Raw genomic sequence first — 15,800 nt, 5'->3', positions numbered from 1 at the left:
CTAGATCGAGCCCGCCTCGACCATGAAATTCCCGGCTGAGCACATCGCCGCGTCGTCGGACGCCAGAAACAGCACCATCCGCGCGACGTAGACCGGCTCGATCAGGTCGGGCAGGACCTGCCGGGCGCGCTGTTTCTCGATCGCCTCGGGCGTGACCCACAGCTCTTTCTGCCGCTCGGTCATGATCCAGCCCGGCACGACGGTGTTCACCCGGATGCGGTGATCGCCAAGGTCGCGCGCCATGGTCCGCGTCAGGCCGTGCACCGCGGATTTGGCGGTGGTATAGGCCGGGAAACCGCCGCCTGCCTCCCACCACGAGTTCGACCCGATGTTCACGATGGACCCGCCGCCCGCCGCGATCATGTCGGGGGCGGTTGCCTGGATGGCGAAGAACATGTGGCGCAGGTTCGTCGCCATGCGCTCGTCCCAGTATTCGGGCGTGACCTCTCGCCAGTCGTGACGGTCGTCGCGGGCGGCGTTGTTGACCAGCACGTCCGCCGGGCCGATCCGGTCGCGCAGGGCCGTCAGCGCGGTGCGCAGCGCGTCGATATCGCGCAGGTCGCAGGTCTCGAACGTGACCTCGCCTTCGGTCCGCGCAACAAGCGCCGCGCTGCCCTCGGCGTCGAGATCGAGGAACCCCACGCGCGCGCCCTGCGCCGCGAATGCCTGCACGATCTCGGCCCCGATGCCCGACGCGCCGCCGGTCACGATCACGGATTTATCCTTGAGGGACGGGTATATGGCAAAGCTCATGCGCGTGCTCCTTCTGCGTTTCGGGGTCGAGTAGTGTCGAAGCCTGCACCGGGAATCAAGGGCCGGCCCCGTTGCCGAAAAAATGCGCGCCGACGCCCGATTCCAAGGCAGCCCCGGCGGCGGCCGCAAGCACGAAACAGGACAATGCAAAGTTTTTGCAACCGGTTGCAAAAGAGGCATTGACAGGTCCCGCCAAATCCCAATGATCGGGGTCAGGGTTTCGCGCTAACAGGGCGCGCCCGCTTATCCGGCTTTGGCCGGGACAGCCAAGGGGCATAACCCCCTGACTGGTCTATGGGAGGAAACATGACCAACTTCTTGAAAAAGGCGGCTCTGGCCGTCGCGATGTCGGCCGTTGCCAGCATGGCAGCCGCAGACGGGCATGGCGAACGCTATGTCATGATCACGCACACGCAAGGCACCGACCCGTTCTGGCCGGTCGTCGAAAAAGGTGGCCGTGACGCCGCAGCCGCCATCGGCGCGACGCTGGAATACAACTTCGACGTCTCGGGCGACATGGCCGCCATGGCCGCGCTGATCGAAGCCGCCGCCGCGTCCGAACCCGACGGGATCATCGTGTCGCTGCCCGACGCCGACGCGCTTGGCCCCGCGATCAAGGCCGCCGTCGCCGACGGTATCCCGGTCGTGACCATGAACTCCGGCCTCGAATCGTCGAAAGAGCTGGGCGCCCTGATGCACGTGGGCCAGCCCGAGCGTCTGGCGGGTGAAGCCGCCGGTGGCCGTGCCAAGGCCGAAGGCGTGACCAAGGGTCTCTGCCTCAACCAGGAAGCGTTCAACACCGCGCTCGTCGACCGCTGCGAAGGCTACTTCGCCGGCCTCGGCGGCGATCTGAACATGATCGACGTGTCGAACGACCCCGCGCAGATCGAAACCCGGACCGCTGCCGCGCTGGAAGCCGACGAGTCGATCGACGGTGTCCTGGCCGTTGGCCCGCACGTCTGTGAAGCCGCCACCAAGGCGATCGAAGCCGTGGGTGCCGACGTGCACCTCGCCTGCTTCGACCTGTCGCCGGGCGTGATGGACATGATCGAAGACGGCCGCGCGTCGTTCACGATCGACCAGCAGCAGCGTCTGCAAGGCTACATGCCGGTCATCGTCCTGCACCTTTACAACACCGCGGCAGGCCTGCTGCCGGGCAACAACATCGCGTCGGGTCCGGGCTTCGTTGACAAGTCCAACGCGGCCGCTGTGAAGGCTCTGGCAGGCATCGACCGCTAAGCGGTGCCGAACTGAACAAGAGACAGGCGGGGCAATGTCCCGCCTGTTTCGTCTAAGGCAGACAGCAGGACCACTGGGGAGGGGACATGAGCGACCGTAGCGAAGCTGACAGGCTACAGCAGGAAACCTGGCTTCAACGCACGATCCGCCGGCCCGAGATGGGCGCGTTCATCGTGATGATCGTGATCATCGTGGCGCTGACATGGGCGTCGAGCGGCAAGGCATTCAACGCGCTTGGATTGAAGAACAACATCCAGATCATCGCGCAATACGGCATCATCGCCATTGGTGCCGCGGCACTGATGATCGCGGGCGAGTTCGACCTGTCGATCGGGTCGATGATCGGGTTCGCGGGCATGTCCATGGCGCTGATGCTGAAATGGGGTCTGCCCTTTGGCCTGGGCGAGGCGACGCCGCTGGCGGCCTTCCTCGCGACGCTGGTCATGACGCTCACCTTCGGCTGGATCATCGGCAATATCGTCGTCAGGTCGGGATTGTCGTCCTTCATCGTGACGCTGGCCTTCCTGTTCTTCCTGCGCGGCGTGACCGAGGTCGCGTTCCGCCTGATCAACCAGTCGACGCAGGTCTCGGGCCTCGAGGATTTCAAGGAAGACAGCTGGGTCGCATGGATTTTCGGCGGCGAGGTCTTTGGCTGGTTCTACGACGCGTGGTTCTGGATCGGGCAACGGTTCGTCGACATGGGATACGGGCGTACCGACCAGTGGTTCACGCTGGGCGGCAACCTCAACCGTCGGGGCGAGCAGTGGGTCGACGGGTTCGACGCGCGCTTCTTCTGGTTCATCCTGCTCGCCGCGGTGGCGATGTTCATCATGAACCGCACGCAGCTGGGCAACTGGATCTACGCCACCGGCGACAACAAGGAAGCGGCCCGCGCCAACGGCGTGCCGGTCAACCGGGTCAAGATCGGCCTGTTCATGTTCACCGCCTTCTGCGCGACGCTATTCGCCGCCTGCCAGGTGTTCGAGAACAATACGTCCGACGCGGCCAAGGGCAACCTGATGGAACTGTTCGCCATCGCCATCGCCGTGGTCGGCGGGACGCTGATGACGGGCGGGTTCGGATCGATCCTGGGCGTCGTGTTCGGCGCGATCACCGTGGGCCTCGTGGCCAACGCGGTGTTCTTCATCCCCGAAATCGACGGCGCGTGGTTCCGCGTGTTTCTGGGCGCGATCCTGCTGGCGGCGGTGTTCGCCAACGAACGCATCCGCAAACGCATCACGGGGGGGATCTGAGGATGGTGGCACTTTGCCAAAGGCGTGCATGCGCCAAGCCCGACCTCGGGTGGGCCAATCCGCCGCTTGCACGGGTCGTCCCAAAAGCATCGATGTCGCTCGGCCACGCGCGTTCTCGCCAGAAAGCCCTCCCGGGGGGGAGGTCGGGCTTGGCGCATGCGCGCCGGTTGCGCGGGACGTCTGATGCCGCTCGTCATCTGAACCGTTCGGGAGGGATCGCATAATGGCCACCCCATATCTCAAGGTCGAAAACCTCGTGAAGAGGTTCGGGCCGTTCACCGCGCTTGGCGGGGTGGATCTCGAAGTCTATCCCGGCGAGGTGCACGCGCTGCTGGGCGACAACGGCGCGGGCAAGTCGACGCTGATCAAGACGCTCGCGGGCGTGCACCAGCCGACCGAAGGCCAGATCTACATCGAGGGCAAGCCGGTCAAGTTCCGCTCGCCTCGCGATGCGTCCTCGGCCGGGATCGGTACGGTGTACCAAGACCTCGCGCTCAACCAGCTGATGTCGGTCACGCGCAACTTCTTCATGGGGCGCGAACTGAAATCGTCGCTGGGCCGCCTGCGCATGGACGAGATGAACCAGATCGCCCATGACGAGATGAAGAAGATCGGGATCGACTTTTCCGACCCGACGCAGGCCGTGGGCACCATGTCGGGCGGGCAGCGCCAGACGCTCGCCATCGCGCGCGCGATCTATTTCGGCGCCAAGGTCCTGATCCTCGACGAGCCCACCTCGGCGCTTGGCCAGAAACAGCAGATGGGGGTTCTGAAGACGATGATGCGCGTCCGCAACCGCGGCGACATCGCGATCATCTTCATCACCCACAACGAGATCCACTCGAAACTGGTGGCCGACCGGTTCACCTTCCTCGCGCTTGGCAAGGTGATCGGGGCCGGGTCCAAGGAGACGCTGGAAGGCGACGAAATCCGCCGCCTGATGGCAGGTGGTGCCAACCTTGGCGACCTTGCCGCCGAACTGGACGAAGTGCGCGCCGAAGCCTGAGCGAGGCGCACATCCGACGAGAAACGCGCGGCGGTAGCAACCGTCGCGCGTTTTCATTTCCTGCCATTCAATCCTGCGCTGTCGGAACATGTCACAGGCAAATTTTCCTTTACGGGAATCGACTCCTGTGAAACCGTGACGTGTAATTCTTTGTGACGCGCACGTTTTTGGTGCAGCGCGATTTTCATTTTGTGCGCCGGGTCGGATGGCCCGGATGCGAGAGGACATTGATATGGGCAAGGCTCCCACGGGCTCTGCGTCTGGCGACGCGGCCACCGATACGACAGACCCAACGGATGATCCGGTCGCCAAGGCGCGCGCCGCAAGCCGCAAGGCCACACGCGAAGCGGCCGACCGTGAAACCGCCGAACAACTGGCGCAGGCGGCGCTGCGGCTGGCACAGGCGCAGGCGGCGCGTGACCTCGCACTGGCCGCCGCGCAACGCGCCTTCGACATCACCACCACGCGGCAGGGCGACATGGTCACCGCGGCAGAGGCGAACCGCGACGACGCAAAGTCGGCGCTCGCCGCCGCGCGGAAGGCGCAGGATGCCGATACCGAGGCGTTGAAAGCCGCGCGATCCGACCTCGCCGCCGCCCGCAAGGCCGAAGACAAGGCCGTCGAGGCGCTGGAGGCCGCGCGCAAAGCCGCAGACGAGGCCCGCGCCCGCGCCGCCGCCGCCGCCAAGGCCGAAGCCGCGCAAGCGAAGGCGCTTACCGCCCATCCCGGCGCGATCGCCGGCGCGTCGGACAAGCTTGCTGCGGCCGAGACGGGGTTCGCGAAGGCAAAGGTCGAACGCGACGCCTCTGTCTCGGCGGCAGAGGCGCAATTGGTGCTCGCGCAAGCCACCGCCGAATCCGATTTCGCCGATGCCGCCGCCGCCGTCGCGGCGGAACACGCCGATATCGAAGCCGCCGCCGCCAAGCGGGACGACGACGCATGACGCGGCGGGCCACTGACATGACACGCAAGGATTGGAGAGCGTAATGGCGCAGGAAAAGACACCGGGTGTCTACATCAACGAGATCAACGCCTTCCCCAACTCGGTGGTCGAGGTGGCGACGGCGGTGCCGGTCTTCCTCGGCTTCACCCAGACCGCGCGGCGCGGGTCGGTCGACCTGACCAACGAGCCGACGCGCGTCACCTCGCTGGCGGAATACACGCTGCTTTTTGGCGGGCCGAAACAGCCCGATGTCGGCGTCGCCTTCGACGGTGACAAGATTACCGCCACGCCCGCCACGGCGTCGCGGTTCCTGATGTACGATGCGCTGCGGCTGTTCTTCGGCAATGGCGGCGGCGCCTGTTACATCATGTCGGTCGGGTCCTACGACACGACCGGACGCGGCCCCGGCAATTACGACGCGGCATGGCAGATCCTGCGCAAGGAACAGGAACCGACGATGATCGTGGTGCCGGACGCGGTCACCATGTCCGAAGCCGACCATTACGCGCTCAGCAACACCGCGCTGGCCGAGGCCGCGACCAGCATGAAACGCGTTGCGATCCTCGACATCCACGGCGGCGCGAAACGGCGCGACGCGGCGGGCAACGACGTGATCGAGACGTTCCGCACCAATGTCACGAATGACGACATGTCCTATGGCGCGGCCTATTACCCGTGGGTCAATACCACCGTGACCGAGGCGGCGGACGTCGATTACTCGTGGATCGCCGATGGCGACATGGCCAACGTCATTTCCTTCCTCAAGACCCAGCTGGCGAAGCAGACTGGCCTCGACATCGACGATCCCAAGCTCGCGGGCGTCGTGACCAAGATCGACGAACTGGCCAACCCGCCCGCCGACCCGCTCGACCGCCGCCGCCTGCACCAGGCGCTTCTGGCGGTCAGCGCCGCCTACAAGGAACTGATGGCCAGTGTTTTGTCGGCGGTGAACCTCTTGCCGCCCTCGGGCGCGATGGCCGGCGTCTATGCCCGGACTGACACGAATTTCGGCGTCTTCAAGGCGCCCGCCAATACCGGCGTGCAGATGGTCGTGTCCCCGTCGGTGTCGATCTCGCACGAGGAGCAGGAAGACCTGAACGTGCCGCTCGACGGCAAGGCGATCAACGCGATCCGCACCTTCATCGGGCGCGGCGTGCTGGTCTGGGGCGCGCGCACGCTGGACGGCAACAGCCAGGACTGGCGCTACGTGCCGGTGCGCCGCACGCTCATCATGCTCGAACAGTCGATCAAGCTCGCCGCCGAGGCCTATGTCTTCCAGCCGAACGACGCCGGTACGTGGATGGCGATGAAGACGATGATCGAAAACTTCCTCAACAACCAGTGGAAGGCCGGCGCGCTGGCGGGCGCGACCCCGGCAGAGGCCTATTCGGTCAGCGTCGGGCTCGGATCGACCATGACCGGCAACGATATCCTCGACGGGTACATGCGAGTGACGGTGCGGGTCGCCGTGACGCGTCCCGCCGAATTCATCGTCATCACCTTCCAGCAAAAGATGCAGACGTCGTGACCCCGCGCATAAAGGAGACCGCCCATGGCCGGTGAAGAGCAAGACAACGTATGGCCGCTGCCCAAGTTCTTCTTCAGTGTCGAGATTTCCGACATCGGGCGCGTCTCGTTCCAGGAGGTCTCGGGCCTCGACGTGGAAACGCAGGTGATCGAATACCGCGCGGGCAACAGCCCGGTGTTCAGCACGATCAAGATGCCGGGCATGATCCAGTCGTCGAACGTGACGATGCGCAAGGGCATCTTCGTCAACGACAACAAGTTCTGGGACTGGTTCTCGCAGATCAAGATGAACACGATCGCGCGCAAGTCGGTCACGATCAGCCTGCTCGACCAGGAAGCCTCGCCCACGATGGTGTGGAAACTGTCGAACGCCTTCCCGGTCAAGATCCAGGGCACCGACCTGAAAGCCGATGGCAACGAGGTGGCCGTGGAAACGCTTGAAATCGCGCATGAAGGCATCGTGATCGAGAACGGCGGCTAGGCCGGTGCTGACGAACCCACATCCCCCGGTCGCCTTTTCCTTCGCGGTCCGCATCGCGGGGACGTCGGGTCGCGTGGATGGCGGGTTTTCCGAGGTGTCGGGCCTTGGCGTCGAACGCGAGGTGGCCGAGGTCGCCGAGGGCGGCGAGAACCGGTTCGTCCACAAGCTGCCCGGAAGAGTGAAACACGAAAACCTCGTGCTCAAGCGCGGGATGGTGACGCGGTCCTCGTCGCTGTTCAAATGGTGCGACACGATCCTGTCCGCGCCCCTGTCGCGGCGGATCGACACGCGCAACATCCAGGTGTCGCTGCTGAACGAACGCGGCCGCCCGCTGATGGTCTGGACCGCCTCGCGCGCATGGCCGGTGAAGTGGGACGTCGCCACCTTCGATGCCAAGGCGAGCGAGGTGGCGATTGAGACGATGGAATTCGCCTATGAAAACCTGGCCCGCGACGCGGCCAGCGGAGTGTGAAGGACGGAGGCAGACCATGCCGGTGGAAATTCGGGAAATGGTGATCAGGTCGCAGGTCGAGGACGCGCCGGGCGACGCGCAGGCAGCGAACGTCGACGCGCGGGAAGAGCTGCGCCGCGACATCCTGCGCGCCTGCGAGCGCATGATCCGCGAAAGCCAGGCGCGGGACGCGCGGCGCTAGGGGCGGGGGATGCTGAGCAAGCTCAAGATCCTCGCCTTCCGCGACAAGGAGATGCGGCGCTTCGTCCGCGAGATCGCGCTGCAGATCAATCCCGAAACCCTGCACCACGGCCTCAGCACCGAATTCGGCGACGCCATCGGCAGCGACACCGCGGGCACGATCCTGAAATTCCACACCCAGACGCCCCAGACGATGAGCTTCGACTTCGTCATCGACAGCACCGGCGTCGTGCCCGGCGTGCGCAACGTGCAGGACGCGGTCAAGGATTTCCGCGACCTCGCCTATGCCTACCAGGGCAAGATCCACAGCCCGCATTACCTGAAACTGGTCTGGGGCGGGCTGACCTTCAAATGCATGCTGTCGAGCCTCGACGTGGATTACGAGATGTTCGATCCCCGCGGCCGCGCCCTGCGCGCGCGCCTGAAGGCGGCGTTCAAGCAGCACCAGACCCCGCAGGAAATCGCGCGGCGGGGCGACAAGAAATCCGCCGACCTGACCCATGCCGAACGCGTGACCTCGGCCCGGACGCTGCCGGGCATGACGCATGACGTCTATGACCGCGCCGATCTTTACCCGCACGTGGCGCGCGCCAACGACCTCGACGACCTCGTGCACCTCGTGCCCGGCGCCGTCCTGAAATTCCCGCCTGCAGAGAGTTGAGATGCCGAAAAGCGTGATGATGACGGATGCCGACCTGGTCACCTTCCAGGTCAAGACGGACGGGGCCACGATCCCCGATACCGTGCAGGTCGCCCGGATCGAGGTCGATCACGCCGTCAACCGCATCCCGCGCGCGCGCATCACCGTGGTCGATGGCTCTCCCAGCGACGAGGATTTCGCGATCAGCAGCGGCAGCGTCTTCGTGCCCGGCAAAAGGGTCGAGATCGCGTTGGGCTACCACGCCAAGAACACGCCGGTCTTCAAGGGCGTGATCCTCGGCCAGACCCTGCGCGTGCTGCCCGGCGATGTGAGCCACATGATCGTGGATTGCGCCGACCCGGCGGTGATCACGACGCTGACGCGCAAATCCGCGCTTTATCTCGATGCAAAGGACAGCGACGTGATCGGCAAGATCCTCGCCGATGCCGGCCTGTCCCAATCCGTCAGCGCGACCGGGACAACCCGTCCCCAGCAGGTGCAGGCGGCGACAAGCGACTGGGATTTCATCCTGTCGCGGGCCGAGGCGAACGGCATGATCGCCCTCGTCCGCGACGGCAAGGTCACCGTCGCGCCGCCCCGGTTCGACAGCCCCGATTTCGAGGTGACATTCGGCGATACGCTCTACAGCGCTGACCTCTCTCTCGATGCGACCGACCAGTTGGGCGGGGTGACCTCCACCGGCTGGGACGCCGCCACGCAGAAACCGGTCGAGGCCGCCGCCTCCGAACCAAAGGTCAACAAGCAGGGCAACATCGACGGGCGCAAGCTGTCCGCCGTGCTGAAAAGCACCAAGTGCCAGCAGGCCAGCTATGCCACGCCGGATGCCGCCTCCCTGAAGGACTGGGCCGAGGCGCGGCTGACGAAATCCCGCCTGTCGCTTTATCGCGGCACGCTCTCCTTTCCCGGCAATCCCGACATCAAACCGGGCAGGCTGCTTGGCCTCAAGGGCATGGGCACGCGGTTCAACGGTGACGGCTACATGGGCCGCGTGCGGCACGACGTGATGGAAGGGCGCTGGACGACCGAGGTGACGCTGGGCCTCGACGCGCGCTTTTTCACCGAAACGCACCGCGACGCGTCCGACGCGCTGTCGGCGGGGATAAGGCCCGGCATCAGCGGTCTCCAGATCGGCACGGTCCTGCAAGTGCACCAGGACCCCGACAACGCCGCCCGCATCAAGGTCGCCCTGCCGTTGCAGGAGGGCGGATCGGGCGGCCAGTGGCTGCGCCTCGCGGCACCCTATGCCGGCAAGGGCATAGGCATGACTTTCCTGCCCGAGGTGGGGGACGAGGTGGTCGTGGGCTACCTCGACGGCGACCCCGATGGTGGCATCGTGCTGGGCGCGCTGCATTCGCCCAAGGCGGCCCGCGCCTTCGAGCCGACCGAGACCAACGCCCAGAAAGGCATCACCACGCGCGAGAAGCTGAAGATCGGCTTCGACGACGACGAAAAGGTGCTGACGATCGAAACGCCGGGCGGCCAGTCCATAGCGCTCAGCGACAAGGACAAGAGCCTCGTTCTGACCGACATGAACGGCAACACCGTCAGCCTGTCTGAAAGCGGGATCACGCTGAAATCGGCCAAGGACATCGAACTGGTCGCCGACCAGCAGATCAAACTGACCGGCAAGACGGGCGTCGACGTGAAGGCGTCCTCGGGCGACTTCGCCGCATCCGGCGGCAACGTCCGGATCAAGGGCGACATGGGCGCGAGTGTCGAAGGCTCGGCACAGCTCGACCTGAAGGGCGGGGCGATGGCCACGCTGAAGGCCACCATGGTCAAGATCAACTGAACCGAAGGAGCCGCATCCCATGCCACCCGCCGCCCGGATCACCGACATGCATACCTGTCCTATGGTCACGCCCGGCGTGCCGCCGGTGCCGCATGTGGGCGGGCCAGTGACCGGGCCGGGGGTGCCGAACGTGCTGATCGGCAACCTCCCGGCGGCGGTGGTGGGTGACGTCGCCGTCTGCGTCGGCCCGCCAGACAGCATCACCAAGGGTTCGGGCACCGTGATGATCGGCGGCAGGCCCGCCGCGCGGATGGGCGACATGACGGCGCATGGCGGCACCATCGTGCTGGGCCTGCCCACCGTGATGATCGGAGGCTGAGGATGGAGCGCGACAAACCCGCTTTCCTCGGACAGGGCTGGGCCTTCCCGCCGCGCTTCGATTTGCCGGGACGCGGAGGGGCGGGCGCGGCGCCGGGGGCAGCGGGCAGCGTCGCGCTGGTGTCGGACGATGCCGATATCGAGGAAAGCCTCCGTCTGATCTTCCTGACGCGACCGGGAGAGCGGATCATGCGCCCCGAATTCGGCGCGGGGCTGCAGGCGCATGTCTTCGATCCCGCCGATCCGGGCGCGCTTGGCCATATCAGGGACGTGATCGAGGACGCGATCCTGCATTTCGAACCGCGCATCAAGCTCGAAGCGCTCGACATTGACACGTCCCGCGCGGCCGACGGCGTGATGGCGTTGCACCTGACCTACTGGGTGCCCGCCATCAACTCGCGCAGCAACAAGGTCTTTCCGTTCTATGTCAGGGAGGGCACCAACCTGCACGAGGCCTGACGGGGGCGCCGCAGGGGCGGCGATCCCACCCGCAAGCAGGCTTTGGCACGTGCGCGACGATCATGCACCGCGATCCCCCCACCTCAGATCATGTCTGGCAGGCCGGGCGCTGGCGACCCGCGCTGTCGCCCGCGCATTTCCGGCTGGACGAACGCGACACCGCGCAACTGGTCGAGGCCGCGCGCGCCTTCGCGGGCCTGCTCACCTATTACGACGGCGACAACCGGGCGCACCCGCCCGATACCGCGCTGGGACCGGGCCCGTGGCAGGACTTTTTCGACAGCGATGCCACCGTGCTGCTGGCCGAGATGGCCTGTGTCGACACCCGCCAGGAATACCGCGCCGCGAGGCTGCCGGGCTTCGCGCCGATGCAGGGCGCGGCGCAAAGCGCGCGGCGGCTTGCGGGCTGGATCGACCGCGCCCGCGATTGCGCGGCGCTTGCCCGCCCCGGCAGCGTCGAGGCGCAGCTTGCGCGCTTCCTCGACGCGGTGGAGGCCAACGAGTTGCGCGCCTCCCTGCCCAATCCGGGGCCGTCGCTTCTGGGCGCGGTGCCCGACCTGCCGGATACGTGGATCGCCCCGGCCTCGGCCTCGCCCATGGGCGCCGATGCGCACACGCTTTTCAGCGAGGTCAACCGCGTCAGCGGTGCCGTCTCTGCCGAGGCGCGGGCGCTGTTCGAACGCGCCCTGCGCGACCGCGACGATCACCCCGCGCAGATCGGGCTGTTCCTTGCGTTCCTGTCCGGCCTCGACACCGCGCGCACCGCGCTCAACGGGCTGACCGAGCGGCATCTGGACCACCATTACCGCGATATCCTTGGCCTTGCGCCGCGCCCCGCGCGGCCCGACCGAACATGGGCGGTGATCGACCTTTCGCCCACGGTGCGCGACAAGCGCCTGCCGCGCGGTATGCGGCTTGCCGCCGGTGGCGCGGTGCCGGACCCCGACATCTACACCACCGACCGCGACACCGTGCTGTCGCAGGCCCGCGTCGCCCGGCTGTCGGCGTTGCAGGTCCGGCGGGAGATGGACGCGGACGGCGGCGCGCCCGTCATCCGCTCGGTCCACCACCTGCCGGACGTGCAGGCACAGATAGCGGCAGGTGCTCCCGATTGGGCGCTGTTCGGACCGTCTCCGGCCCGGATGCAGGCCGCATCGGTCGGTTGCGCCGTGGCGGCCCCCATGCTCGCCCTGTCCGGCGGGGAGCGCACGATCACGCTGGGCTTCGACGTGACCGATGCCGAGGCATTGACCCGCGCCGCCTCGCGCCTGCTCGCCCGTGCCGCGCGGCGCCGAGGGGTCGACAGGCTCGACCGGGCCGGGGCGCAGTCTGTACTCGACGGACTGTTCACGCTGCACGCCTCGACTGCCGCGGGGCCGGTGGCGATGTCGCCGCCCCGGTTCGACCGCGAAGCGCTGGCGCAGGGCCGGTTGCAACTGACGGCACGGCTTCCCGCCGACGCGCCGCCGATCGCGGGGCAGGGCGATGACGCACCCCATATCCAGCTGCGCTTCAATCCACGGGCCGAAGCGGGCGGCCTGTCGGATTTCGGCAACTTGCGCGTCCGCGCCGTGCGGATCGCGCTGGAGGTGCGGGACATGCCGCCCGGCGCGGTCGTGACCGATGCCGGACCCGTCGACCCGGCAGAGCCCTTCGCCCCCTTCGGCCCGCTCCCCGAACCGGGCCTCGCCCTGACACTCGATCCGCCGGAACTGCGGGCCGTTCGGCCCGACCGGCTGGGCGTGACGGTCCGGTGGCGGGGGTTGCCGCAAGCGCCCGCCGATCTTGAAAGCCACTACGCGAGTTACGGGGCGGACACGCGGAACGACAGTTTCCGCCTGCGCGCCCAGCGGCGCGGCGCGTCGGGCTGGCGTGATCTTGCGCCCTCAGGGGGCGACCCCGCCGACGACAACGTACCGCTATTCACCGAACTGGTCGCCCGTGGCCGCGACCGCACCCGCGCCGACTGGCGCTTCGCCGTTCCGCCCGATCCTGGTGCGCCACCCGGCCCGCCGCAGGCGCCCGAGGGTGCTGTCCGGCTTGAACTGGCCGCGCCCGTGGACGGGTTCGGCCACGCCACCCATCCCCGCCTTCTGTCCGACGCGACGGCGCACAACGCCCTCGTGGCAAGCCGTGGCCCGGTCGCGCGCCTCGTGCGTGGCAAGCGCAAGGTCGCCATTCCGCCCGCGCCGCTGCTGCCGCTGGTCGAGGCGCTGACCCTGTCCTTCCGCGCCGAGGTGACCGAGGACCTCGCGCATCCCGCACACGGGATCGCGCTGCACCCGCTGACGCTGGCCGGAGAGGTCGCGCCGGGACGCGCCCGCAGCCTCGCGCCGCGCGGGTTCGATTGCGACGGCATCCTGATGCTGGGGTTTGCGGGTGCGGAACCGGGGCAGGTCGTGTCGCTGCTGTTCGACATCGACGACATCGTCGCGCCGCGCTGGCGACCCACGGACGGGTTTGCCTATCCCGGCCTCGGCTGGACGTATCTCTGCGACGGCCAATGGCAGACGCTGCCGCGCGCCGCGCTTCACGAGGACGAAACCGGCCAGTTGCGCACCGCCGGCGTCGTCACGCTGCAAGTGCCGCGCGATGCCGCGCTTGTGCCCGACGGCCCGGACGGCCCACCGCTCGTCTGGATCGGGATCGAGGCGACGGGTGACGTGCGCCGCTATGGCCGCGCGCGCGCGATCGTGACCAACGGCGTGCCGGTCACCCGCGACCTCGCAACCGGCGGCGCGGCCGACAGACCCGCGCAACCCATCACCCGGCTGGAGGTGCCCGATGCCGAGGTTCTGGCCGTCCGCCAGCCCATCGCCGCGCGTGGCGGCACGCGGGCCGAGACCGAGCAAGGCTTCCGCGTCCGCGTCAGCGAACGCCTGCGGCACAAGGCCCGCGCGGTGCAGCCGCGCGATTATGCCCAGATGGTCCTTGCCGAGTTTCCCGCCATCGGTGACGCGCGGTGCCTGCGCACCGTGCCCGGACGGGTCGACGTGATCGTAGCCCCGCGCCGCGATGCGGGGCGGATCGGGCTGGTCCCCCTCGACCTGCGCCTGCGCATCTCCCGCTGGCTGAAGGCCCGTGCCGGGCTGGGGGTGGAGCACGTGATCGTGCGCAACCCCAGCTATGACCCGGTACGCGTGACCGCGCAGGTGGAACTGGCGGGCGGGGCGGGTCCCAGCGTACTGTCCCGGCTCGACCGCCGGCTGGGGGAGATCATCGCGCCGTGGCTCGCCGATCCGGACCTGCCGGTGCCGATCGGGTCAGGGCGCATCGACCTCGCTGCCATGACCGCGCTGGTGGAGGCCGAGCCGGGCGTCGACCGCGTGCTCGGCCTCGCCGTGCGGCACCGCTACCGCCTGCAGGCCGGACCCGGTCCGGCGGATACGTTCGGCCTTACCGACACCGCCCGCGCCACCGGGGCGGGCCATCGCAGCGTGCTGGCCCCCGCCACGGCATGGTCGGTCTTCGTGCCCGCTGCGCGCCACGCGCTCGACATCCTGCCGGCGCGGGGCGGCATCGGGTCGTTGCACGTGGGCGAGGATCTTGCCGTCGCGGCGGAAGGCACCCCGCGCGACATGATCCCGGTCCGCGCAAGGCGGGCGGGCATCGGGCTGCTCGCCGTGGCCGAGGATTTCGTCGTCACCGACCCCGCCGACACCGCACCGCCACCGCCGCCATCGCAGGCAACCGGCCCGCGCCGCGCGCGCATCTACATCCCAGAGGAAAGGACAGGCGTGACATGATCACCGACCGCTCCCAGCTGCTCACCTATTTCCGGAACGGCCAGCTCCCGACCGAGGACCATTTCGAGGCGCTCATCACCTCGCTCACCCATGCCAGCGAACTGGACGCGCTGCGGCAGGAGATGACTTCGCTGCACGACATGCGGGAGTTGAAATTCGGCAGCGGCGACGCCGATAACGCCGGTGACCCCAACGCGCGATGGACGCTCTTTCCCGATGCCGGCGGCACGCTGCGCATCGCGCGCGGCGGGCCTGCCGAAGACGGCGACGAACCGCAAAGCCCGGCGGACGTGCAGATCCGCGGCTGGGCCGGGTCCGAAGGACGGCTCGGCAACCTGCGTGACCCCGATGCCTTCATCGCGCCCGATGCCGAACTCGACCGGGAGCGGCTTATGTCGGTCAAGATGGACGGGACGTGGAAGACCATCCTGAACGTGCCGCGCCGCCCCTGCGCGGTCGAGGTGATGGCCGCGACCGAACGCCCCGCCGCCGCGCCACGGTCGGGCATCGTGCGGTTCCTGCGCTGGGTGGTCGGGCTGCCCCGCGTCGGCAACACGCTCACCCATGTCACCGCCGTCAGCACCGGCGCGGTCGACGACCCGCCCCATATCGGCGCGGCCATCGTCACGCCCGGCGACCGGGCGCGCGCCGCGGCGTGGCGCTATGCGATCGTATTCGGAGGCTTGGCTCTGTCCCAATCCATGTCGTGGCTCAATGGGTTGTGGGTGGGAACGGCTCCTGCCGCAACTATCCTCGTTCTTTTGCTTTTCTTCCGCTCCCTCCTGCGCTGGCGGACCTTCACCCGCAACTCGGTCGCGGTGGCGTGGCGCCAGTCGGAGGGGACAGGGCGGATGACGAACAACCGCACGTGGTCGCTGGCGATCCGCGGGCCGCAGCCAAGCGAGGGCGCGCCCGGCAAGATCCACTATCACGTCACCAAGCTTTGGGGTTAGGCCCCGCGCCGCGCTGA

At 67.7% G+C, this 15,800-nt stretch carries 15 protein-coding genes; 14 read left to right on the top strand and 1 reads right to left on the bottom strand.

Annotation, left to right across the window (positions count from 1 at the left end):
• Entirely contained in the window at positions 1 to 753 is a 753-nt protein-coding gene (locus ATO11_RS14235; RefSeq protein ID WP_050531568.1) for an SDR family NAD(P)-dependent oxidoreductase, read from the bottom strand.
• A 306-nt stretch (positions 754 to 1,059) separates the two neighbouring features.
• On the opposite strand from ATO11_RS14235, the gene ATO11_RS14230 reads away from it, so the two are divergent.
• The 14 genes from ATO11_RS14230 (at position 1,060) to ATO11_RS14170 (ending at position 15,783) form a co-directional block, all read left to right on the top strand.
• Positions 1,060 to 1,992, top strand: a complete 933-nt coding sequence (locus ATO11_RS14230; protein WP_082176336.1) for a substrate-binding domain-containing protein — start codon at positions 1,060 to 1,062, stop codon at positions 1,990 to 1,992.
• Between the two features lie 86 nt (positions 1,993 to 2,078).
• Positions 2,079 to 3,245 carry an ABC transporter permease gene (locus ATO11_RS14225; protein ID WP_050531567.1) on the top strand — a complete coding sequence of 389 codons (1,167 nt, stop codon included), beginning with the start codon at positions 2,079 to 2,081 and terminating at the stop codon, positions 3,243 to 3,245.
• 223 nt (positions 3,246 to 3,468) lie between these two features.
• Positions 3,469 to 4,251, top strand: a complete 783-nt coding sequence (locus ATO11_RS14220) for an ATP-binding cassette domain-containing protein (RefSeq protein ID WP_050531566.1) — start codon at positions 3,469 to 3,471, stop codon at positions 4,249 to 4,251.
• A gap of 232 nt (positions 4,252 to 4,483) precedes the next feature.
• Positions 4,484 to 5,194 carry a hypothetical protein gene (locus ATO11_RS14215; protein WP_134643126.1) on the top strand — a complete coding sequence of 237 codons (711 nt, stop codon included), beginning with the start codon at positions 4,484 to 4,486 and terminating at the stop codon, positions 5,192 to 5,194.
• Positions 5,195 to 5,237: 43 nt separating this feature from the next.
• Entirely contained in the window at positions 5,238 to 6,722 is a 1,485-nt protein-coding gene (locus tag ATO11_RS14210) for a phage tail sheath family protein (RefSeq protein ID WP_050531564.1), read from the top strand.
• A gap of 24 nt (positions 6,723 to 6,746) precedes the next feature.
• The gene (locus tag ATO11_RS14205; RefSeq protein ID WP_050531563.1) at positions 6,747 to 7,202 is read left to right on the top strand and encodes a phage tail protein; all 456 of its coding nucleotides are present in this window, start codon (positions 6,747 to 6,749) and stop codon (positions 7,200 to 7,202) included.
• Between the two features lie 4 nt (positions 7,203 to 7,206).
• Complete coding sequence (locus ATO11_RS14200) at positions 7,207 to 7,674, top strand: phage tail protein (RefSeq protein WP_242601425.1); 468 nt, start codon at positions 7,207 to 7,209, stop codon at positions 7,672 to 7,674.
• Between the two features lie 16 nt (positions 7,675 to 7,690).
• Positions 7,691 to 7,855 carry a DUF5908 family protein gene (locus ATO11_RS22180; protein ID WP_165586981.1) on the top strand — a complete coding sequence of 55 codons (165 nt, stop codon included), beginning with the start codon at positions 7,691 to 7,693 and terminating at the stop codon, positions 7,853 to 7,855.
• Between the two features lie 9 nt (positions 7,856 to 7,864).
• A complete protein-coding gene (locus ATO11_RS14195) occupies positions 7,865 to 8,515 on the top strand; it encodes a CIS tube protein (protein WP_050531562.1) in 651 nt (216 codons plus the stop codon).
• A 1-nt stretch (position 8,516) separates the two neighbouring features.
• Complete coding sequence (vgrG, locus tag ATO11_RS14190; protein ID WP_050531561.1) at positions 8,517 to 10,307, top strand: type VI secretion system tip protein VgrG; 1,791 nt, start codon at positions 8,517 to 8,519, stop codon at positions 10,305 to 10,307.
• A gap of 19 nt (positions 10,308 to 10,326) precedes the next feature.
• Complete coding sequence (locus ATO11_RS14185) at positions 10,327 to 10,626, top strand: PAAR domain-containing protein (protein ID WP_050531560.1); 300 nt, start codon at positions 10,327 to 10,329, stop codon at positions 10,624 to 10,626.
• 2 nt (positions 10,627 to 10,628) lie between these two features.
• A complete protein-coding gene (locus tag ATO11_RS14180) occupies positions 10,629 to 11,084 on the top strand; it encodes a GPW/gp25 family protein (protein WP_050531559.1) in 456 nt (151 codons plus the stop codon).
• A 62-nt stretch (positions 11,085 to 11,146) separates the two neighbouring features.
• Entirely contained in the window at positions 11,147 to 14,830 is a 3,684-nt protein-coding gene (locus ATO11_RS14175) for a baseplate J/gp47 family protein (RefSeq protein ID WP_050531558.1), read from the top strand.
• Positions 14,827 to 15,783, top strand: coding sequence for a hypothetical protein (locus ATO11_RS14170; protein WP_050531557.1), 957 nt, complete (start codon positions 14,827 to 14,829; stop codon positions 15,781 to 15,783). Before ATO11_RS14175 ends, ATO11_RS14170 begins: the two co-directional genes overlap by 4 nt.
• Positions 15,784 to 15,800 lie beyond the last annotated feature (17 nt).

Source organism: Pseudaestuariivita atlantica (assembly GCF_001205715.1).
Classification (GTDB): domain Bacteria; phylum Pseudomonadota; class Alphaproteobacteria; order Rhodobacterales; family Rhodobacteraceae; genus Pseudaestuariivita; species Pseudaestuariivita atlantica.
Note: the sequence above shows the minus strand (reverse complement) of the source record. Positions and strands in the feature narration are given on the sequence as shown.